General features: G+C 32.1%; 21 protein-coding genes. All 21 read left to right on the forward strand.

Annotated elements, in window-relative coordinates; all coding sequences use genetic code 11:
* Positions 1 to 307 precede the first annotated feature (307 nt).
* The 21 genes from LG296_RS06695 to LG296_RS06795 all read left to right on the forward strand — a co-directional run bounded on the left by LG296_RS06695 (position 308) and on the right by LG296_RS06795 (position 22971).
* The gene (locus LG296_RS06695; protein ID WP_404427707.1) at positions 308 to 1597 is read left to right on the forward strand and encodes a glucose-6-phosphate isomerase; all 1290 of its coding nucleotides are present in this window, start codon (positions 308 to 310) and stop codon (positions 1595 to 1597) included.
* A 144-nt stretch (positions 1598 to 1741) separates the two neighbouring features.
* The gene (galU, locus tag LG296_RS06700; protein ID WP_404427708.1) at positions 1742 to 2626 is read left to right on the forward strand and encodes a UTP--glucose-1-phosphate uridylyltransferase GalU; all 885 of its coding nucleotides are present in this window, start codon (positions 1742 to 1744) and stop codon (positions 2624 to 2626) included.
* An 18-nt stretch (positions 2627 to 2644) separates the two neighbouring features.
* Positions 2645 to 3970: a UDP-glucose dehydrogenase family protein gene (locus LG296_RS06705; RefSeq protein ID WP_404427709.1), complete on the forward strand. Its 1326-nt coding sequence runs from the start codon at positions 2645 to 2647 to the stop codon at positions 3968 to 3970.
* A gap of 45 nt (positions 3971 to 4015) precedes the next feature.
* Positions 4016 to 4681 (forward strand): sugar transferase, encoded by a 666-nt coding sequence (locus tag LG296_RS06710; RefSeq protein WP_404427710.1) that lies wholly within the window; start codon positions 4016 to 4018, stop codon positions 4679 to 4681.
* Between the two features lie 12 nt (positions 4682 to 4693).
* Positions 4694 to 5647: a GDP-L-fucose synthase family protein gene (locus LG296_RS06715; protein WP_404427711.1), complete on the forward strand. Its 954-nt coding sequence runs from the start codon at positions 4694 to 4696 to the stop codon at positions 5645 to 5647.
* A gap of 14 nt (positions 5648 to 5661) precedes the next feature.
* Complete coding sequence (gmd, locus tag LG296_RS06720) at positions 5662 to 6741, forward strand: GDP-mannose 4,6-dehydratase (RefSeq protein ID WP_404427712.1); 1080 nt, start codon at positions 5662 to 5664, stop codon at positions 6739 to 6741.
* Positions 6742 to 6813: 72 nt separating this feature from the next.
* On the forward strand, positions 6814 to 7626 hold the full coding sequence (locus LG296_RS06725) for a WecB/TagA/CpsF family glycosyltransferase (RefSeq protein WP_404427714.1): 813 nt from the start codon (positions 6814 to 6816) through the stop codon (positions 7624 to 7626).
* A 26-nt stretch (positions 7627 to 7652) separates the two neighbouring features.
* Positions 7653 to 8873 (forward strand): glycosyltransferase, encoded by a 1221-nt coding sequence (locus LG296_RS06730; RefSeq protein WP_404427715.1) that lies wholly within the window; start codon positions 7653 to 7655, stop codon positions 8871 to 8873.
* A 34-nt stretch (positions 8874 to 8907) separates the two neighbouring features.
* Complete coding sequence (locus LG296_RS06735; RefSeq protein ID WP_404427716.1) at positions 8908 to 9798, forward strand: glycosyltransferase family 2 protein; 891 nt, start codon at positions 8908 to 8910, stop codon at positions 9796 to 9798.
* 13 nt (positions 9799 to 9811) lie between these two features.
* A complete protein-coding gene (locus LG296_RS06740) occupies positions 9812 to 11014 on the forward strand; it encodes a hypothetical protein (RefSeq protein ID WP_404427717.1) in 1203 nt (400 codons plus the stop codon).
* Between the two features lie 126 nt (positions 11015 to 11140).
* Entirely contained in the window at positions 11141 to 12340 is a 1200-nt protein-coding gene (locus LG296_RS06745) for a polysaccharide pyruvyl transferase family protein (RefSeq protein WP_404427718.1), read from the forward strand.
* A 42-nt stretch (positions 12341 to 12382) separates the two neighbouring features.
* Positions 12383 to 13477: a nitroreductase family protein gene (locus LG296_RS06750; protein ID WP_404427719.1), complete on the forward strand. Its 1095-nt coding sequence runs from the start codon at positions 12383 to 12385 to the stop codon at positions 13475 to 13477.
* Between the two features lie 27 nt (positions 13478 to 13504).
* Complete coding sequence (locus LG296_RS06755; RefSeq protein ID WP_404427720.1) at positions 13505 to 14959, forward strand: oligosaccharide flippase family protein; 1455 nt, start codon at positions 13505 to 13507, stop codon at positions 14957 to 14959.
* Positions 14960 to 14997: 38 nt separating this feature from the next.
* Positions 14998 to 16383, forward strand: coding sequence for a sugar phosphate nucleotidyltransferase (locus LG296_RS06760; RefSeq protein ID WP_404427722.1), 1386 nt, complete (start codon positions 14998 to 15000; stop codon positions 16381 to 16383).
* Between the two features lie 27 nt (positions 16384 to 16410).
* Positions 16411 to 17382: a UDP-glucose 4-epimerase GalE gene (gene galE, locus LG296_RS06765; protein ID WP_404427723.1), complete on the forward strand. Its 972-nt coding sequence runs from the start codon at positions 16411 to 16413 to the stop codon at positions 17380 to 17382.
* A 93-nt stretch (positions 17383 to 17475) separates the two neighbouring features.
* Entirely contained in the window at positions 17476 to 19164 is a 1689-nt protein-coding gene (locus LG296_RS06770; protein ID WP_404427724.1) for a phospho-sugar mutase, read from the forward strand.
* 163 nt (positions 19165 to 19327) lie between these two features.
* Positions 19328 to 20341: a TIR domain-containing protein gene (locus tag LG296_RS06775; protein ID WP_404427726.1), complete on the forward strand. Its 1014-nt coding sequence runs from the start codon at positions 19328 to 19330 to the stop codon at positions 20339 to 20341.
* Complete coding sequence (locus LG296_RS06780) at positions 20334 to 20501, forward strand: hypothetical protein (protein ID WP_404427727.1); 168 nt, start codon at positions 20334 to 20336, stop codon at positions 20499 to 20501. Before LG296_RS06775 ends, LG296_RS06780 begins: the two co-directional genes overlap by 8 nt.
* Positions 20502 to 20581: 80 nt before the next feature.
* A complete protein-coding gene (locus LG296_RS06785) occupies positions 20582 to 20827 on the forward strand; it encodes a hypothetical protein (protein ID WP_404427729.1) in 246 nt (81 codons plus the stop codon).
* A 90-nt stretch (positions 20828 to 20917) separates the two neighbouring features.
* Entirely contained in the window at positions 20918 to 21715 is a 798-nt protein-coding gene (locus LG296_RS06790) for a hypothetical protein (RefSeq protein ID WP_404427730.1), read from the forward strand.
* Between the two features lie 356 nt (positions 21716 to 22071).
* Positions 22072 to 22971, forward strand: a complete 900-nt coding sequence (locus LG296_RS06795) for a ParB/RepB/Spo0J family partition protein (RefSeq protein WP_404427731.1) — start codon at positions 22072 to 22074, stop codon at positions 22969 to 22971.
* Positions 22972 to 22989 lie beyond the last annotated feature (18 nt).

Consider the following 22989-nt stretch of genomic DNA (forward strand, 5'->3'; position numbering starts at 1 on the left):
GAAGATTCTAATCTTTCGTTTTTATACTCAGAAATAGAATGATCGAACCCTTCACAAAATGCCTCTAGTAGCTAGGTTTCGTATTAGCTACTTGCACGACATTTCTAACTTACTCACAGTGATAAATAGTTTAATAGAATAGTATTGACAAGTATTTTATAAACTCTTGGAACCTCTAAATCTATTTAATTCAGAAAATTTAAATTATTAAAGTATGTAATTTATTTGCGGACATAAAAACAACCTGTTAAACGTACTTTCGATATTTGGGTTAAGAAAAGTTTCTAGAACAGGAGATGGATGAAAGTTGACTCAATTACTATTAACAACCATTATTAATGAGCGATTTCTAAACTTAGATGTATCACAATATACATCATCGGTTTCTGCAATTCATCATCGGTTAGAACAATCGGAAAACGAACCAACTGGATGGTTAAACGGGCCCATAGCAATGGACAGTCAAAATCTTTACCCGATTTTAACAATGGCAGATGAGATTAAGAAAAATGCAGAAGTATTAATAGTGATTGGAGTTGGCGGTTCTTATTTAGGGGCAAAAGCCGTACAAGAGGCATTAACGCCATATTTCCAAAAGAATGAGGATGGTATTGAGGTCATTTACGTTGGCTATAACCTTAGCGGCTCTTATATGAAGCAAATCATTGACAGCCTTCAGGGGAAGGAATTCTATGTAAATGTCATCTCAAAATCTGGGTCAACGATGGAATCCTCACTTGCTTTCCGTGTTCTACGCAAATATACAGTAGAGCGATACGGAGAAGAAGGGAAAGAGCGCATCATCGTAACGACAGATCCTGAAAAAGGGCTACTGAAGGAAATTGCTGATACAAGAGGCTACAGACGCTTAGAGATTCCTAGCAATATTGGAGGACGTTATTCCATCCTTACTGCAGTTGGTTTGCTACCGATTGCTGTAGTGGGAGTTAACATTGTGGAACTAATGGAGGGTGCAAAAAAAGCTGCTCTTGATTTAAAGGAAGAAAGCTTAGAAAAGAACGAAGCCTATCGATATGCCATGATTCGTCATGCACTCTATACACAAGGCTTTCGAATTGAGCTATTAGCCTCCTTTGAGCCAGCGCTTAGCTATATCCATGAATGGTGGAAGCAATTGTTCGGCGAAAGTGAAGGGAAAAGCAGAAAGGGTCTATTCCCTGCAGCTGTTAGCTATTCGGCTGATCTACACTCGTTAGGTCAATTCGTACAGGAAGGTAGTCCGATCCTGTTTGAAACCTTCTTACACTTTAAAGAAGTCTCAAAGGATTACTCAATTCCTTACACAATAGCAAACGATGATGGATTGAACTATTTAAGTAATCGTACTTTCAATGAAATCAATTCAATCTCAAAGCAAGGTACGGTATTAGCCCATGCTGAAGGTGGCGTACCGATTATTCAAATCGAGGTAGAAAAGCTAGATGCATTCCATGTAGGTTATCTTATCTACTTCTTTATGAAGGCCTGTGCGATGAGTGCCTACTTGCTAGAAGTATATCCGTTTGACCAACCCGGTGTCGAAGCCTATAAAAAGAAAATAACAGAGCTACTGATAGAAGAAAGTGTTGCTCACTAGTCTTCATTCATAAACGAATGAAGATGCCTCCGGCGGATGTCACGTATTTTTAAAGGAGATAATTGTGCAAGCACAATTAAAATACGGACGCAATTACGCCAAGGCGAAATTGATTAAGTATTTATTTTGAAGGGAGCCCTCTTGATGAAAAAAGTGAAAAAAGCCATTATACCTGCTGCTGGATTAGGTACTCGTTTCCTGCCTGCGACAAAAGCCATGCCAAAAGAAATGCTACCAATCGTGGATCGACCAACAATCGAATATATCGTAGAAGAAGCGATCCAATCAGGTATTGAAGAAATCATTATCGTAACAGGTAAAGGAAAACGTGCCATCGAGGATCATTTCGACCGTAATTTCGAGCTAGAGGATAACCTAGCGAAAAAAGGGAAGCATGATTTACTCGCAAAGATTAACCAATCCTCACAGGTGGAAATACACTATATTCGTCAAAAAGAACCGAAAGGACTTGGACATGCTGTATGGTGTGCACGCAAGTTCATAGGTGATGAACCATTTGCTGTTCTCTTAGGAGACGACATTGTGCAAAGCGAGGTTCCCTGTACAAAACAATTAATTGAACAATATGAACAAACGCAAAGTTCAGTGATTGGTGTCCAAACGGTATCAGATGAAGAAACGAACCGTTATGGCATTATCGACCCAAGTGGAAAAGAAGACCGTTTATATCAAGTAAATCAATTCGTTGAAAAACCAGCACTAGGTACAGCTCCATCAAACCTAGCCATTATGGGACGCTACGTACTATCACCTGAAATCTTTCAGTTTTTAGAAAAACAAGAAACAGGTGCTGGCGGTGAAATTCAGCTAACAGATGCAATACAAAAGCTGAATGAATTAGAAAATGTCTATGCCTATGACTTTGAAGGCATTCGATATGATGTTGGGGAAAAGCTTGGATTTATCCGAACTACGATTGAGTTCGCACTTGAAAACGAAGAGTTTGGTCCACAGGTTGAGGAATTGTTAAAAGAAATATTAGCAAAGAGATCATTTACACAGGTCTAGTAGATTAGGAGGTTTGCAATGAACATCGCAGTTGTTGGCACAGGATATGTGGGTCTAGTGACAGGTGTTAGTTTATCTGAAATTGGCCACCAGGTTACCTGTATTGATATTGACGCTGATAAGATTGAAAAAATGAAAAAGGGAATCTCCCCAATCTATGAGCCTGGATTAAGTGAATTAATGGCGAAAAATATTGAGGAAAAGAGATTATTTTTCACTACAAAACACGAAGAAGGATTTTCTACTGCAGATGTTATTTACATTGCAGTAGGAACCCCTGAAAATGAGGACGGATCTGCTAACCTGACTTATGTCGAAGTGGTAGCGTTGAAAATTTCTGAGCTGGTTACAAAAAATACTATTGTAGTTATAAAAAGTACTGTACCAGTAGGGACAAATGATTTAATACAGGAATTGATTAATAACCACAAGAGAACCGATGTCACAATCGAAGTAGTTTCAAACCCTGAATTTTTAAAGGAAGGTTCAGCGATATACGATTCTTTCCATGGTGATCGCATAGTAATTGGAGCAAGAAGCGAACAGGCTGCCCATATAATAGAAGAAATTAATAAGCCCTTCGGAGTTCCTGTCTATAAAACAGATATTCGAAGTGCTGAAATGATCAAATATGCTGCAAATGCCTTCCTAGCAACAAAAATTAGCTTTATTAATGAGATTGCTAACATTTGTGAAAGAGTGAACGCAGATGTAGAAGAAGTAGCAAAGGGCATTGGAATGGACCAACGTATTGGTAATAAATTCTTGAAAGCTGGAATTGGCTATGGGGGCTCTTGTTTCCCAAAAGATACAAAAGCACTTTTGAAAATTGCTGGATACGTAGAGTACGACTTTGAATTATTAAAAGGTGTTGTTACGGTAAATAAAAACCAACAAGAGCTTCTACTACAGAAGTTGAAAAATAGGTTTGATTCCTTACAAGGAAAACGAATTGCTGTATTGGGATTAGCCTTCAAACCAAATACAGACGATATGCGTGAAGCTGCGTCAATTGTGATAACAGAAGAGCTAGTAAAACAAGGGGCACAAGTGGTTGCATACGATCCAATTTCGATGGAAAACGCAAAAAAACTATTAGTTTCTTCTATTATATATGTAAATTCTGTAGAGGAAGCAATTCAAAATGCAGATGTCGCATTAATCCTTACAGAGTGGGATGAAATAAAGTACATGAATCTCGATTTATTTAAAACGATGAAAACACCAATCGTCTTTGATGGTCGAAATTGTTTTGAACTTGATAGTTTAAAAGATTCAATGATTGAATATCATTCCATTGGTAGACCAGTGATAACGCGAGAAATGACAAATGCTCTAATTTAATAGGTGAGAGTGGTGAATGATTTGTCTGTCACAACGAATAACAGAGTGGCGTCCATAAAAAAAGTAAAAGAACCGATAAAGCTAATTCAATTAAATGACAGTAAAGGCTACTTAATTAGTAAAAGATTATTAGATATTATTTGCTCATTATGCGGACTAATAATTTTAATACCTCTGTTTTTGATAATTAGCTTACTCATTAAATTTGAAGATTCTCGTGGTTCGGTATTTTTCAAACAAATTCGAGTAGGGAAGAATGGCAAGGAATTTAATATTTATAAATTTCGATCTATGGTAGAAGATGCAGAAGAATTAAAAGCGCAGCTACTTGAACAAAACGAAATTAAAGATGGACCAGTTTTTAAAATGAAACAAGATCCTAGGGTGACAAAACTAGGTAGATTTCTCAGAAAAACAAGTATTGATGAATTACCACAGTTAATCAATGTATTAAAGGGTGAAATGAGCTTAGTCGGACCAAGACCTCCACTACCAAGTGAAGTTTCACAATATACACAATATGAAAGACAACGTTTATCAGTAACACCAGGTTTAACATGTTACTGGCAAGTGAGTGGTAGAAGTAAGATTGGTTTTGAAGAATGGGTTCGTCTAGATCTCAAATATATACAGGAAAGAAACTTCTTAATAGACCTGAAGCTTATTCTGAAAACTGTATTAGTTTTACTAGGATCAAAAGATGCTTATTAAAGGGTGGAGAATATGGAGCTAACATCAAAAATATACGTAGCGGGTCATAGAGGTTTAGTTGGATCAGCAATTGTTCGTAAATTAGAGGAGCAAGGATATAAAAATCTAGTATATAGAACAAGTAAAGAACTAGATTTAAGAGATAAATCACAAGTCGATGAGTTTTTTGAACAAGAAAAACCTGAATTCGTATTCCTTGCAGCTGCAAAAGTAGGTGGAATTGTAGCAAATAATGAATATCCAGCTGAGTTTATCCGTGATAACCTGCTTATCCAAACTAATATTATTGACGCAAGTTATCGTAATAATGTTGAAAAGCTACTTTTCTTAGGTAGTACTTGTATCTATCCAAAATTTGCACCACAGCCGATGAATGAAGAATCTTTATTATCTGGAGTTTTAGAGCCAACAAACGAGCCTTATGCTATTGCAAAAATAGCAGGCATTAAAATGTGTGAATCATATAACCGTCAATATGGCACGAATTACATATCAGCGATGCCTACTAATCTATATGGTCCAAACGATAACTTTGATCTTGAAACTTCTCACGTATTACCTGCATTAATTCGTAAGTTTCACGAAGCGAAAATCGCTAACGAACCTTCAGTAGAAGTATGGGGAACAGGCTCTCCTAAAAGAGAATTCTTATACTCAGACGATTTAGCCGATGCAGTCGTTTATCTTATGGACAATTATAACGGTAATCAATTTGTAAATGTTGGTGTTGGTAAGGATATATCCATTAAAGAAATTGCCGAGAAGATAAAAAAAGTTACTGAATTTAATGGTGAGATTGTATTTAACACATCGAAACCAGATGGCACGCCAAGAAAGCTTGTAGATGTAACAAAATTAAATAGTCTTGGGTGGGAAGCTACTATTTCTTTAGACGAGGGTCTAAAAAAAGCGTATGAATGGTTTTTAGTAAATGAAGTACAAGCAGTAACAAGTGCATCGAACTAATGGGAGGATTTAATATGAAAAAAGCAATCATTACAGGGGTTACAGGACAAGATGGTTCATACTTAGCTGAATTTCTTCTAGAAAAAGGATACGAAGTTCACGGGGTTATCCGCCGTAGCTCTTCATATAACCAAGAAAGATTAGAAGACCTTCTATCAGAAGAAGAATCTACTGCTCTATATAACAATCAAAACTTCCATCTTCATTATGGTGATGTAACGGATGCTTTAAATGTTACACGGCTCATTGGTGAGATTCAACCAGATGAGATTTATAACTTAGCAGCACAATCACATGTACGAGTTTCCTTTGATATGCCAGCTTATACATTGGATGTAGATGCAAAAGGGACATTAAATATTCTTGAAGCTGTGAGAATATTAGGTCTAACAGAAAAAACAAGAGTATATCAAGCATCGACATCTGAGCTGTTTGGTAAAGTGCAAGAAGTACCGCAAAAAGAAACAACCCCATTTTATCCTCGTTCGCCATATGGGGTAGCGAAAATCTATGGTTTTTGGATTACGAAAAACTACAGAGAATCTTATAATATGTTCGCAGTAAATGGAATCTTGTTTAACCACGAATCTGAACGTCGAGGAGAAACATTTGTTACAAGAAAAATTACACTTGCAGCTGCACGAATAGCACAAGGAAAACAAAAGGTTTTAAAACTAGGAAACTTAAACTCTTTACGTGACTGGGGCTATGCAAAAGACTACGTAGAATGTATGTGGCTAATCCTTCAACATGATGTTCCTGAAGACTTTGTAATCGCAACAGGTGAAATGCATACTGTTCGAGAATTTGTGGAACTAGCTTTCAAACATGTGGATATCGAAATCGAGTGGACAGGTGAAGGGGTTAATGAAATCGGCATCAACAAGGCAACTGGTGAAGTAATAATTGAAGTTGATCCTAAATACTTCCGTCCAGCTGAGGTGGAGCAATTATTAGGAGATCCTACAAAATCTAAAACATTACTTGGTTGGAATCCTACGAAAACTTCTTTTGAGGAGTTAGTGAAAATAATGGTGAAGAAAGATATGGAAAAAACTTCCAAAGAGGATCGCTTATTAGCTATGTTTGATTAAGGTATAATTTTACAATAAACATTAGCTAATATCATTATTAATCCATACATTTTATTGCTGGAGATGATATATGTGTCTAAGATTTTAAAGGTTACTGAAACTGATGAAATATATATAAGGAAAGTTAATAAAGAACAAATACCGACTTGTAGAATACTGGGAGTCGATATAGCTGCAATAAATATGCAATGGTTAATTAGCTTTATTGAAGAAAATTTAAAATTACTTTCTGGTGACTACATATGTGTATCGAATGTACACACTACAGTATTAAGCTACGAAAGTGATGAGTATCGTATGATACAGAATAGTGGAATTCTAGCTATTCCAGATGGTGGTCCTTTATCTACAATTGGGAAAAACCGTGGTTATACAAGTATGAATAGAACTACTGGTCCTGACTTTATGCATGAGATGTTTAGTTTATCTGAAAAAAATAATTATCGTCATTTTTTTTATGGATCTACTCAAGAAACTCTAGGGAAATTAAATAAGAAGTTAAAAAGAAGATATCCAAAAATAAATATAGTAGGTATGTATAGCCCTCCTTTTAGGCAACTGACTGCTACTGAAGATAAAGAAATTATTAATTATATTAGTGATTTAAAACCAGATTTTATTTGGATAGGTCTTGGTGCTCCGAAACAAGAAATATGGATGAGTAAACATAAAGGGAAAATTAATGGTTTAATGGTAGGTGTTGGTGCTGGTTTTGACTATTTTGCAGGTAATATTAAAAGAGCTCCCAAATGGATGCAAAATAAAAACCTAGAATGGGTATATCGTTTACTACAAAATCCAAAGAGACTGTTAAATAGATACTTGAGAACAAATTCAAAGTTTTTGTGGTTAATTATTCGGGGAAATTCAAAAAACAATAATTAAATATGTAGAGGAATTGAAATATTAATATGAATAATCATAAGGTTAATGTCCTTTTAGTTCATAATTATTATCAATATACAGGCGGGGAAGATATTGTTGTTGCTAATGAAAAATTATTACTTGAAAAAAACGGACATAATGTTATTTTGTACAGTCGGCATAATAATGAATTGAAAAAATTAAGTGGATACCAAAAATTATTTTTGCCTTTTACAACCATATTTTCTTTGAAAACTTATAGAGAAATAAAAAAAATAATAAAAGAGTATCAAATTGAAATTGTTCATGTTCACAATACTTTAACTTTAATAAGTCCTTCAGTTTACTATGCAGCTCTCGCTATGAAAGTTCCTATAGTACAGACTATTCATAATTTTAGATTACTATGTCCAGCTGCAACTTTTTACAGAAATAATAAAAATAATTCAGGTGAAGTTTGTGAGTTATGTATTAAAAAGGGACTATTCAATGCAGTAAAATACTCTTGTTACCGTGATAGTAAACTTCAAACTTTTGCTAGTGTAATTACTTTAAGAATTCATAGGATGTTAGGTATTTATAGAAAAATACATTATATAACTCTTACTGAATTTAATAAAAAAAAGTTATTACAATTGAATTCCAAAAATAATGAAATAATCAAAGGTAACTCAGTATTTGTAAAGCCTAATTATGCAGAGGAATACTCTTATATGAGACTATCATTTAATGAAAGAAAAAAACAATTTGTATTTGTTGGAAGACTAGAAAAAATAAAAGGAATAAGGCTTTTGTTAGAGGCTTGGAAAAAAATATGTGATTATGAATTAATAATATGTGGTACTGGTCCTGATAAAAATTGGTGTGAAAATTATATCTTAAATAATGGTATGACAAACGTAAAAATACTTGGTTTTGTCGAAAATAATATTGCTAAAAAATTAATAGCAGAATCACAAGCACTAATCCTGCCAACTCAATGGTACGAAGGATTTCCTATGACTATTGTTGAAAGTTTATCAAGTGGAACGCCAGTTATAGGAAGTGATTTAGGTAATGTAGGAAGTTTGATAAAAGAAGGGGTTAATGGTCTTACTTTTAAATATAATTCAATTGATAGTCTTATTGAATCTGTTAATAGAATAACTGACATGGTAGATTCTTCGTTTGATTGTTATGAGAATAACTACAATGAGAAAAGTAACTACCATTATTTAAATTCTATTTATAAAAAAATAATAATAGAATACAATTCAAAATCGTGTTAAACAAAAGGTTTCTTTAGGTCAAAGGAGGGATAGGATGATCTCATGTATCATTACTACATATAATAGACCGGTTAGTATATTAAAAAGAGCAATCCATAGTATAAAGGAACAAACTTATAAGGATATAGAAATAATTATTGTTAATGACTATCCCCAAGATTATATTCTTGAAATAGCAATTAAGAATTTAATCAATGAGTATCGTGATTTGAATATTGCTTATATTTCTCACGAATATAATAAAGGTGCATGTGCAGCTAGAAATACTGGAATTGATATTGCAGCAGGAGAATTCATTGCGTTTTTGGATGATGATGATGAATGGCTTCCTGGAAAATTAGAAACACAGATAAAATACTTCACATCTAATGATATAGGGTTGGTTTATTGCGATAATTATATAATTAGTAAAAGTGGGAAAAGTTTGCATAAGAACGTCCCAAAGACTAGCGAAGAAAGTAAGTTAAAGAATTTACTACTTGCTAATTTCATAGGCTCTACTTCATTTCCGTTACTTAGTAAAACAGCGGTGTTAGAGAGTGGCAAATTTGATGAAAAACTTAAATCTGCTCAAGACTTAGATTTATGGATAAGGATTGCTGAAAGATTTGAATGTGTATATTGTGAGTTACCTTTAGTAAATTACTATATTATGAACGAATCTATTACAACAAATGTTCAACATAAAATTGAAGGTTATGAATATTTTTTGAAAAAATATAATAGGTATTTTGAAAATAATATAAATTTTTATAATAAAAAGTTAAATACTATAGCAGGTGAACTTCTAATGAGTGGAGTATACGACAAGAGTTTATTTTTTTATAAACAAGCATTACAAAAAAAATGGAATTCTATCTACAATATTTACTTTCCTTTAAGAAGTGGACTTCTAAGAGCTCGTAGATTATTAAAGGGATACTAAGGGAGTAAGAAATATGATATTTATTATAGTCCTTGTGTGGACTTTATCTGCAATATTCGGAGAATCTTTTCTGCAGATGAACATTGTAGGAGGAATGAATTTTTATTACATTTTCTTAGGAATATGTTTAATGTATTTCATTTTTCACCTTTTTTTTAAAAGTAGATTGTTCAATTGGAGAGAATATGGCGGATTTGAATTTGGAAGAAGTTTGATAGTTTTTCTTTTAATATCAGTAATATATATAGTGATTTCATTTCTTAATATACCAGATATGTTTAACTTAAATAACTTAATGTATGATAGTAGTTATATTTTTAGACATGCGTCTTTTATTCCCTCCTTTGCCATACTCTTTAGCGTTTACTTGTGTGTTTTAAAAAGTAATTATATAGAAAATTTAAAGTTATATAAACTTTATTTATTTCTCTTTGGACTGTTTGTAGTAACTAAGTATGTTGATATTGATATTATTGTATATAGTTTACTTGTAATATTACTAGGATCATTAATACTTATTAAAAAGAAATCTATTTTTTCCGTTATATTCTTACTGTTTATAATCTTTGTAGAAGTTGTTGGAATGTCCTCTTTTTTATTGGCTAACATAGTCTTAATTTCTATTTTTATATTTAGGAAATCAATTATCAACTTTTTTAGTAAAAACTACAAATTTAAAACGCTGTTTATATTTACAAGTGTAGCTTTACTTTTAATTATTGTCTCTAATAGCTTAATGGGAATAATAAGTTCTGATGCTAATTCTTTATGGAGATTAAATGTTTGGATGAATGAAATTAATAATTTAAAAAATACATTAGGATTTGGAGTGGGATTTGGTACAGCATATGTAGATAATAATATTTTTTATGAAGTTGATAACTCAAATATGTATAGCACCTTATCAGAGCTTTTTTTAGTTGCAAACCATAATTCAATAATTAATATGTTTTATAGATTAGGCTTGATGGGCGGTATATGTTTTCTAATTATGAATATCACTTTAATTGCTTGGTTTGCAAAGGTTTATAAAAATATTAATAATAACGAGAAAAAGTATTTATTATGGGCATTTGCAAATTTTGCATATAGTTTAATTATTATTTCTTTTAATCCGGGGTTAGAAAGTCCTAGATTTTCATACGGCTTTTATATCTCTTCAGGCTTATTAATAGGATTTATAATTAAGTCACAAAAGAAATATGTTAACAATTGATTTAAAACTGGTTAATATTTGAATTTCTAGTAGTATTGCGACTTTTAGAATTATGAAATTTTATATCTTGTTTATATTATATAGAGTTTAAGAGAAATATATTAAGTGTAGAGGAGCTAATATTAATTGGGTAAATATATATTAATAACAGGCGGGGAATTATTTAATAAAGGCGCACAATCTATGACGTTTATTACAGTTGATGAAATTAAAAAGCGATATCCAGAGAAAGAAATTGTATTGTTATCAACTGAAGATTTTAAAAGAAATTCTGAGAATAAAAATAAATATTCATTTGAAATTTTACCACTAAATTTAAATATTACGCTATCTTTATTAGGTGGGATATATTCCTTGATTTCAAGAGTTAAAAATAAGAATAGTAAAATACATGATAATAGTGTATTGCGTTTAAATCAGATTATAAATGAAACAGAAATGATAATTGATATTAGTGGATATGCTTTATCTTCACAGTGGGGAGTAAGGGGATCAATAGCTTATCTTTTTAGAATAAAATTAGCCGAGAAATTTGGGGTGAAAATATATTTAATGCCTCAATCATTTGGACCATTTTTGTATTCAACATCACTGCTTAATAAAATTATGTATAGATTATTGAAGAGATATTTAAAGTATCCAAATAAAGTTTTCGCAAGAGAAAATGAAGGATATGATATCTTGAAAAATACATTAAAATTAAATAACGTAGAAAAATCCCATGACATTGTTCTTTTAAATAAAGGTATAGAAACATCAAATATATACATGTCTAATTATAATATAAAAGAAGTTAAACATGCAAAAGATGTTGCTATTGTCCCGAATATGAGAAATTTTGAACATGGAAATTCTGAGCAAATAATGGAAATGTATGATAATTTAATAAACTTACTAAATACTAACGGGAAAACAGTTTATTTGGTAAGACATTCCTATGAAGATTTGGTTGCATGTGAATTGATTAAAAAAAGAAATATAAATAATGATAAAGTTATATTGTTATCTGACGATATGAGTTCAATAGAATTCGATGAATTAGTTAAAAAGTTTGATTTTTTAATTGCATCCAGATATCACTCAATAGTACATGCATATAAAAATGGTGTTCCATGTATTGCAATGGGCTGGGCAACAAAATACCATGAATTATTGGAAGAATTTAATCAACAATCTTATATATTTGATGTAAGAAATAATATTGATCAAAGAAAATTATTAAATACAGTTGAGCAAATGTTAACAAATAACAAAGATGAATCATTAACAATTATTAAGAGGTTAAAAAAAATACAAAATTATGACATTTTTAACGAATTAACTTAATATGTTAGGTTTCCATAAACTCATATGTGGTGGTGGATATAATTGAAAAAGGTAATAAAAAAAGTTGTATCAGAAAAACAATTACATTTAATAATAAATAAGAAAAATAATGTTAGTAATTCGTTAAGTATCATTATGTCAAAAGTAATGTCTAAAACTAGATTTACATCCTCTATATATTATTTATTTTCAGGCGAATTCAGTAGAGAACATCAGAGTGTTTTATACGGTAAATTAAAATATTTGCAGGATATTAAGAATAGAAAGTCAAATCGATATCTTTTGAGAAGGAATATACATCGAATAGAAAAAGGCCTACTAATGAAACCGATGAGGGATATATTTGCATTGAAATATATTGAAGAGACGCTTATAACTTATCGAATACTATCTAATGATTTTAATAATGGAGAAAAATCTTTATTAAATGAATTAAAATGGGCAAACGATGTTTTAACTAAGTATTTTGAAGTCACTGCTAAACATCCACTCATTGTATATATGAAGGAGATTTTTCAAAATATAGATCATACGCATTCATTCATAAATTTGCAAAGTGAAAAATATATACCTTACGCTAGGGATTTTAAAAATAAACCTGAAATTTCATATGATAATTTATTGCATCTTGTTCGATTCAGGAGATCTGTCAGATGGTTCGAACAAACAGAAGTTTCAAGAGAGTTAATTGATAGGGCGATAGAAATTGGGAATTATTCGCCTAGTGCTTGTAATAGACAACCGTATACATTTCGAATTTTTGATAAGGGTTCGTTAGTTAGTATTTTATCGCAATTACCCATGGGAACTTCTGGATATTGGGAAAATATTCCTACGATGGTAGCTATAGTAGGAGATTTAAGTGCTTATCCTAATGAAAGAGATAGACATCTAATTTATATAGACTCTTCTTTGGCAGCAATGTCATTTATTTTAGGATTAGAAACTCAGGGACTAAGCTCATGTATTATAAACTGGCCAGATATTGAATCAAGAGAAAAAGAAATTTCTAAATTTTTAAATTTGAATAAGAATGAAAGAGTGATTATGCTTATAGCAATTGGATATCCGGATATTGAAGGGAAAGTTGCATATTCAAAAAAGAAAGATTTAGAGGAAATTAGAGTTTATAATTAATAAAATTTAGAAAGAACGAGTGATTTAATGGAAAAAGGTCTTAAAAAAGATGCAATTAGTGGTATTAAATGGACAACTATTACTTCTTTATTCAATTCAATTATTGCTCCATTTTACCAAATTTTTTTAGCTTTATTATTATCACCGAAAGAATTTGCATATATTGCGGTTATTAGTATATTAATTGGATTTTCTGCATTAATTTGTGAAATTGGCTTAGGAGAGGCTTTAATCCAAAAAGAGAAGGTATCAAATCAAGAATTATCTACCTTAATTTATTTTAATTCAATAATTACACTACTTTTTACTAGTATAGTTTATCTTTTAGCTCCCTATATCCAAAATTACTATAAATTTCTACCTGAATTACTTCTTATTATTAAATTATTATGTATTACACTAATTTGTAATGGTATATCTGCTATATTTAGAATTAATTTGCAGAAGTATTTTTTGTTCAAAGAGTATTCACTACTTCAAATTTCAAAAATAAGTATTGAAATATTAATTTCAATTTTATTAATAATTAAAGGAATTGGTATTTTTGGATATGTGATGGGAGTCCTAATATCAACAATTATATATTCTCTTTTAATAATAATTATTTCTATAAATAAAACAGGAATTAATTTATTGTTCCATTTTAATATCAAGGATATAGTACCATTCTTTACGTTTGGTTTCTCTATATCTCTAAAAAGGATTCTGACATTTTTAAGTCAAAGAATTGATGAAATTATAGTAGCTGGAGTACTTACCGCAAATGAAATGGGAATTTATTACTTTGGAAAAAGACTTATATTACAAGTACAAACGGTAATTAGCAATTCATATTCTCAAGTATTATATCCGTTTTTTTCTAGACTTAAAAACGATTTGAAGACATTTAAAAAATCATATCTTGAAATATCTTATTATACAGCAATGTTAGCATTTCCAATCTTGATTGGAATTGCACTTACTATAGATCTGATTATACCAATAATTTTTGGAAGCGAATGGATAGGGGCTACAAAAATAATAAAAATCTTATCTATAGCAATGTTGTTTCAAATATTAACTGCAAATGTTGCAACTTCCACATTATATTCTCTTAATAAACCTAAACTTGTATTATATATTGATATTTTTACTATAACCACTTATTTAATATGTTTATTCTTATTTAGTGAACAGGGTTTAATAATGGTTTTATATATTTATACAGCATATATAATTTCAAAAGCTATAATATTGCAAGTATATGTAAGTAAATTTTTAAATTATAAGTTTTATGAATATATTTTTAGATTGAAAAATATAGTAATCTCAATTTTTATAATGTGCCTTCTCGTCTTATCAGTTCAATATTATTTTAGTATAAACATTTATTTGAAATTACTTGTTAGTGTATTAGCAGGAGTTATTTCATATTCGTCCTCTCAAATACTTCTTGATAAGAGTCATATATTAAATCTTTTAAAATTTTTAAAAACTAATTAGTATTTTTTAATATTTTATTTTACAAAAGGAGAAGTGAAATGAATATAATTCTATTATCCGGTGGCTCAGGAAAACGCCTTTGGCCACTTTCCAATGATGCTCGCTCTAAGCAGTTCTTAAAAGTATTAAAAGAGGATAATCAAACACTAAAATCAATGGTACAACGGGTGTGGGGGCAACTAAAACGAGTTAATCTATCAGAGTCTACAATTATTGCTACGAGTAAAACTCAAGTAGATATGATACAAAACCAACTAGGATACAAAACTGATTTAGTTACTGAACCCAGTAGACGTGATACATTTCCAGCAATAGCTTTATCTGCAGCTTATTTATTTTCTATCAAAAATATTCCAATAGGAGAGACTGTTGCTGTTTTACCTGTGGATCCCTATGTCCAAGACGGATTTTTCGAAAAAGTAAATGAATTAGAAGAGATTTTAGAAAATTCAAATGCGGAGATAGCATTAATTGGTGTTACTCCAACTTACCCTTCTTCAAAGTATGGATATATTATTCCTAATAATGATTTAGACTTGGTATATAATACTGTAAAACAATTTACTGAGAAGCCAACAGAAGAAACTGCTGGAAAGTTGATAGAACAAAATGCATTATGGAACTGTGGTGTTTTTGCCTTTAAGTTAGGTTTTATCATACAAATCCTTGAAGAACGAGGATTACCAACTAACTACTATGAATTATTGGAATGTTATGATAGATTACCGAAAATCAGTTTTGACTATGAAGTGGTTGAGAAGACTGAAAATGTAGTGGTACTGCCTTACAATGGATACTGGAAGGATCTTGGTACTTGGAGAACTTTGACAGAAGAAATGAGTACAAATCAAATTGGTAAAGGTAATATAACTGAAGATTGTAAAGAGACTCATTTGATAAATGAATTGGATATTCCGATTACTGTATTAGGAGTTTCTAATGTAATTGTTGCTGCAAGTCCAGATGGTATTTTAGTTGCGGATAAAGATAAAAGCCCTCAAATTAAAGAAATTATTGGTCAATATGAAAATCGCCCTATGTATGAAGAGCGACGCTGGGGTTGGTACAAGGTGCTTGATCACTTAAAAACCGATGATAACTATGAGGTATTAACGAAGCGTATTGGTGTAAAAGCTGGAAAGAATTTAAGCTATCAATTCCACCATCAACGTAGTGAAGTATGGACAATTATTAAAGGTGAGGGTGTATTTGTTCAAAATGATAAACTTCGTGTAGTTCGTCAAGGTGATGTATTACAAATCCCTGTTACTGATAAACACGGTCTTAAAGCTGTAACTGACTTAGAAATGATTGAAGTTCAAACAGGTACACAGCTAATTGAAGAAGACATTGTTCGCGTATTTATGAATTGGGATGAAGTTGAGGAGCATTGTTACTCTATATTAGAAGAAAGTCTAGTATAAGAGTAGTTTAAGAAAAGAGGTTTTCCAATGATTTTAGTAGTTGGTGGAGCTGGATATATAGGGAGTCATCTAGTAAAAGAATTAGTTAAACACAAACAAGTAATTATATTAGATAACCTTGCTACAGGTCATGAGAGTGCTATTGATCAAAAAGCAATTTTTGTACATGGGGATATTGGAAATAAAGATTTGTTGCATACTGTTTTTTCGCAATATTCAGTGAGTGGAGTGATGCACTTTGCTGCTAATAGTTTAGTAGGAGAGTCTGTTTCGAATCCACAAAAGTATTATTTGAATAATGTTTCAGCAACTCTAACCCTTTTAGAAGTCATGTTAGAACATAATGTGAAAAACTTTATTTTCTCTTCAACAGCTGCCACTTATGGAATACCGACAGTGGATGTTATTGATGAAGTTACAGATACAAAACCAAAAAATCCATATGGAAAATCAAAGCTAATGATTGAACAAATTCTCGAAGATTATTCAAATGCATATGATTTAAATTATGTGGTATTAAGATATTTTAATGCAGCTGGTGCATATGAAACTGCTGAAATTGGAGAAAGTCACACGCCTGAAACACATTTAATTCCGATAGTATTAGAGCATCTTGTTGGTAAAAGAGAGACTGTATCAATCTTCGGAGATGACTATGAGACTCCAGATGGGACATGCATTCGCGATTATATCCATGTTACTGATTTGGCAAATGCCCATATTTTAGCACTTCAATCGTTACTTGAAGGTAAGAATACAGCGGCCATATATAATCTTGGTAATGGTCTAGGTTATTCTGTAAAAGAAGTTATTGAGACGTGTGAAAAGGTCACGGGTTTAACAGCTAATATTGAAATTGCTGATAGAAGACCAGGAGATCCTGCTAGATTAGTTGCTTCTTCGAAAAAGATTTTAGAAGAGCTTGGTTGGAAGGCAGAACGAAATTTAGAGCAAATTATTGAAAGTGCTTGGAGATGGCATCAAAATCCAAGGTATTAATCTTAAACTACATGAAACTCGGCTAAAATGAGCCGAGTTTTTATTTAAGAGGTATTGATAACTCAATTCAGTTGATTAAAGGAAGGTGCACTAATGCAAGCAGTCTACACTACTTGGAAAAAACGAGAGATACCAGAAAATCTTTTAGTAGAATTAAATTCTATATCCAAAAATGAGAAACTAATAGAAGATCGCTTCTATCAATATGTATCGTTTGGTACAGGAGGTATGCGCGGAATTCTCGGAGCTGGGACAAACCGTATTAACATTTATACAATTCGTCGAGTTTCGGAGGGACTTGCTCGTTACATCGAGTCAAATGGGGAAGAAGCTAAAAAACGTGGTGTTGTGATTGCCTATGATACGCGTCATTTCTCACAAGAATTTGCAGTTGAGACTGCAAGTGTACTTGGTGCACATGGAATTTCTTCCTATATATATATAGAATCCCGCCCAACACCTCAATTGTCCTTTACGGTTCGTGAGCTGAATGCTTTTGCTGGTGTAGTGATTACTGCTAGTCATAATCCGAAGCAATATAATGGCTTTAAGGTATACGGAGAAGATGGGGCGCAGCTTGTTCCTTCCGGTGCCAATGCGATTATTGCCCATATGGAACAAATTGAAGATATCTTTGAAATCGAAACTCGTGATATCAATGAGTTAGAGTCACAGGGTATTACTAAGTGGATTCTTGAAGATTTAGATACACAATTTTCTAGTCATCTCTTAACTTTAAAAGAGAATGCTGAGATAGATTTAGATTTACGAATTGTTTATAGTCCTCTTCATGGAGCTGGGTTAGTTCCGGTTCGTGAAGGTTTAAGACAGTTTGGTTTTACTAATGTGTATTTAGTGGAAGAACAGGCTGTACAGGATGGAGATTTCCCAACAGTTTCTTATCCAAACCCAGAGGAGCCGGATGCTTTTAAAATGGCAATGGAGCTTGGAGAAGAGGTAGGAGCTGATTTACTATTAGCGACAGATCCGGATGCCGATCGTTTAGGCGTTGCTGTTCGAGCTGGTGATCGATATGAATTGCTAACAGGAAACCAATTAGGTGCCTTACTATTACATTATATTCTGCAAACTCAAATGAAGAATGGAACATTGCCAGCTAATGGGGCAATTATTAAGACCATTGTTACAGCAGAGCTTGGAGCTAAAATCGCTGCTCACTATAATATCGATACGATTAATACCCTTACTGGCTTTAAATACATCGCCGAAAAAATTGAAGAATATGAGCAGTCAGGACAATACTCTTATTTATTTGGGTATGAAGAGAGCTACGGGTATTTAATCAAAACATTCGTACGTGATAAGGATGCGGTCCAAGTTGCTTTAAAAGTAGCTGAAATGGCAGCGGCCTATGCCAAAGAAGGTAAAACTTTATTAGCTGTATTAAACGAGCTATCTGAAGAATTTGGCTACCATAAAGAAGCTTTAGTTTCTCAGGTTTTTGAGGGCAAGGATGGTCAAGAAGAAATGCAAGCAATCCTAAGTCGCTTCCGTGAGAATATCCCTATAAGCATTGCTGGTATTCCAGTAATACGAGTAGAAGATTATCTAACAGGAGAGGCATCCTTAGCTGACGGTTCTAAGGAAGAAATCTTGTTACCTAAAGAAAACGTTTTAAAGTTTGTACTGGAAAACGGTTCATGGATCGCTATACGCCCATCGGGTACTGAGCCAAAATGTAAGTATTACTTTGGCGTAGTCGCAGATACCAATGATGCAGCCGATAATTTGTTGGCTGATTTGAAGAGTGCATTATTATAATTTAGAAAACCTTCCGTTTGGGAGGTTTTTTAGTGTGAAAAATATGTATTTGCCATGGATACTTATCTAAGTTCAAAAAATATTTTTTACAATAATTACTATAAAAGTTAACATTTAACTGATTGGGTGAAGTATAATAAGTATAAAAAGTAATGGAGGCAATATGAGAAAGCAGAAACCTAAAGTATTTATAGGATCCGCCAGAGAATCAATCGACTATGTTAATGCATTGCATGAAGCATTGAGTTATTATGCAGAAGTAACACCTTGGTTTGCGGGAGTATTTAATGTAAATGATTACACTATGGAAAGCCTAGAACAGCAACTGGATGCTAATGATTATGCAGTATTTATATTTTCACCCGATGATACTGTTAAAATGAGAGAAAAAACAATGCTTAAGACTCGAGATAATACATTATTTGAGTTAGGGCTTTTTTGGGGCAAGTTAAGAAAGGGAAGAGTATTTTTTATAGTTCCTAATGAATTTAAAACTTTGAATAGTGGTAATGATGACTATGTTTTGCCTACTGATTTAAGTGGATTAACAACTCTGAATTATGAAATGAGAACGGATAATAATTTTGAAGCAGCAGTTAGTAGAGCAGCTCAAAAGATTAATACTATAATTAGAACGGATGGTTTTTTTGAAGACCCATCAGTGTTATTAGAAAAAACTAAAGAGGATCTTATAAAATGCAATACATTGTTAAGTTTTTATCATCAGTTTACAAAGTCGTTGATTGGGGATAGTAATAAGAAATATGAGCATTTATATGAAGCGTTTAGAAGTACATATTATCCTCCCGAAGGATTTAATGTAGCAGGTGCTGGTGTATGGAAAGTTGCTGAAAACGAAGGCTTAGAATTGATTTCTGGAAACGAGGGCCGTAATAGTAAATTCTACGCTTTCAATATAAATGATGACCGCCAAAAAGGTAATGAAATTTTAGTTGTGGATAGTTTTCTTTCTTCAGTAGAGCAAGTCACATTATTAGAAGATACTTTGATAAAAACCTACCTCATATGTTATCCTATAGGTAAAGATTTGGTCTTAACCGTACATATTCGAGGTACTAAACTTCTTCAAGAGAACGAGTTAGATCAATTATTTTTAACGAACCATGAACTAATGTCAACAATAAATTATTTGTTTGGAGGTTTGCTAAATGAGTAAAAATGGAAAAGTTCTCTCTGCAAAATCATCCTCTTATAAAGTAGGAAAAGCTGTAAAAGCGGGTAAGGTAATTGCTACATCATTAAATGGGACTGAAGTAGTTGGAGAAGTAGTTTATAAAAGAAAAGCTGAATATAGAAAACCTTCAAATATTCGGTAATAAACTATTGTTAAATGTGATTCTTTTGCTCATCAAATGATGGGCTTTTTTTGATATCAGTACAAAAAGGGGGCAATACAATGGATAAAAAAGTTGAGATAATAAATAAATATGATAGAGAAATAATGGATATAAAACATAAGCTTGATCAGCTTGAAAATGCAAGAATTTATGAACTGACAGACGTCAAAATGGATGGTGCGCTCGCAACCAATATCCAACAATTGAGAAATATGCTTTCTGAATTGATATATAAGATTGAATACGATGTTGAACCATTAAATGAAAAGTTAAATAAAGCTTTTAATCAGTTTCATAATAAATAATAAGTCCTCATTTGAGGGCTTTTTTATTTGATAATGTATATTTTTTACATGCAACAGGAAGAATTGATTAGGTATAGGAGGTGCTGATTTATGAAAGGTATCGATAAAGCTAGATTCATTACATTAAACTTGTTAGTATTTACGTTGATTTTGGCGATTGTGGTTGGGCAGTATAAACAAAAAACAGAAAAAGTTGCGAACGCAGAGGTTGCTTCCACTTATCTTGCAGTTTCAACTGAGCGTCAAGAAAAGCAAAGAATTGTCACAAACCAGCTTCATGAAACCATTAATAGAGATTTGCCTGGTTTTATCGTGTGGGACTCTGCAGCATCTGGAGCAGTGGGGAATAGTGTTACATATCCGCTCATATTAAAGGAGCTTATTTCTCAGCATGTATATAATGACATTCCCGTAGAGGTTCAGGATACTTCAAATGAGAGTAATCAAGAATATAAAAATTATATACCGATTATTTTTCTCGGGCAAAGTGATAACTTTGAAACGAAAGAACAAATGATTGAACATATAAAACTGATTGTGAATAACTATAATTCCCACGAAAAGTATCTGGTTCTTGGCTTAACAAGTGGTACAGCTAAATCACGAATGCAATTGGAGTCTTACATGGCATCAGCCTTTGGCGAGCGGTATGTGAATCTCCGCGAATTAGTAAGTACAAATGGCTTAAAGATTGCAAAATTGAACCCTACCTATGATGATATAGCAGCCATGGGTGTAGGAAGTGTGCCACCAAGCCTATTATCCAAGAAAGAGAATTTTAATGAAAAGGGTAATGAAGTTATCGGAAAAATAATCTATGATCGAATACAAAAGCTGGGGTATTTCGATTCGGTGCAACAGTTGGTAAAAGAGCTAGAAAGTCTTTAAACACTGGTGGGTTTTCAGTGTTTCATTTTGATTCTGTCATTTTAAATCTAAATATTCTAATATGTCTTGCAATTCTATGAATACTATTATATAATAATCTTGAAAGTGAGTTAAGAAGCTCTAAGGGGAACACCTTTCTATCAGGTTGGGAAGGTGTTTTTCTATTGCCATTAAATAAATAAATTTCAAAATCACTAGAGTAGAAAAATCGCTCTAGTGATTTTTTTATACCCCTAGCGTCTAATTCCAGCACATTTTAGTCTTTAAATACCTTTCAACTAATCAAATTCCAAATTTTGTAATAGGACAACTTTCATCCTGAATAATCATAGTAAAAATGGAACAGGAGGTTGTGCATGATTAAACAGATAAACCAACAAGTTGAACTTTCACAGATTAGGTTAGAAACATTCTTTCGAAACAAGGTAAAGGATTTGAGTTTAGAAATGTCTATAAAAAGTAACGGTATAAGAACCCCGTTAATTGTAGAAGAGGAAAGTAAAGATAGATATGTATTAGTGGATGGATACCGCCGTTTTTATGCACTTGAGTTTTTAGAAATTAAGAGTGTAATTTGTATTGTTGAAGAACAAACATCTGAAGAAGAAAGAATCATCAAGAGATTAGAAGTGGAATTACACAGCCAACAAAGAACTGCATTTCAATTAGAAAGAATGATTAAACATCTATTAGAAAGTAAAAAATTTGATGTCAAAAAGATAGCAAGAAATTGTAAAGTTACGGAAGAAACTATTGCTAAATATGTACGCGGTTTCGATGTACCTACCGAATGGATAGATGACGCTGAAGAGCTTAATATTGGGAGACATGCTCTAACTATTATTCATAAGTTAGATGTAAGCGAAGGAGTTAAAGAATATCTCTTTAGTTTATATAAGAATAAAGAGATTACTATAAGAACATTAGAAATCATTAAAAAAGCTGCCAAGGAAAAAACGTTTAAAGAAATTCCAGAAGAGAATCTAATAGAGTGTATAAATCATATAATTGAACATCAGTCTAGAAACTTCAATGCTGTTAGAGAAATTATACATGAAATTAGTTTGCTTGATGAATATAACGAGAGTAGTCATAAAGTAATTTATAATTTAACTTTAAAGTTAATTGGTAAATTAGAAAAGATTCTTAGTAATAGCATTTTTTTAAGGTATTTATCTACAAAGCAGAAGTCTAAATTGAATAAAGAACTTAGCATTCTATTCATTCTTTTAAATCCTCCAGAGGAAATAAGTTAGATTTTGAAGATATACTTA

This window comes from Ureibacillus chungkukjangi (assembly GCF_044795995.1).
In the GTDB taxonomy this organism is placed as follows: domain Bacteria; phylum Bacillota; class Bacilli; order Bacillales_A; family Planococcaceae; genus Ureibacillus; species Ureibacillus chungkukjangi.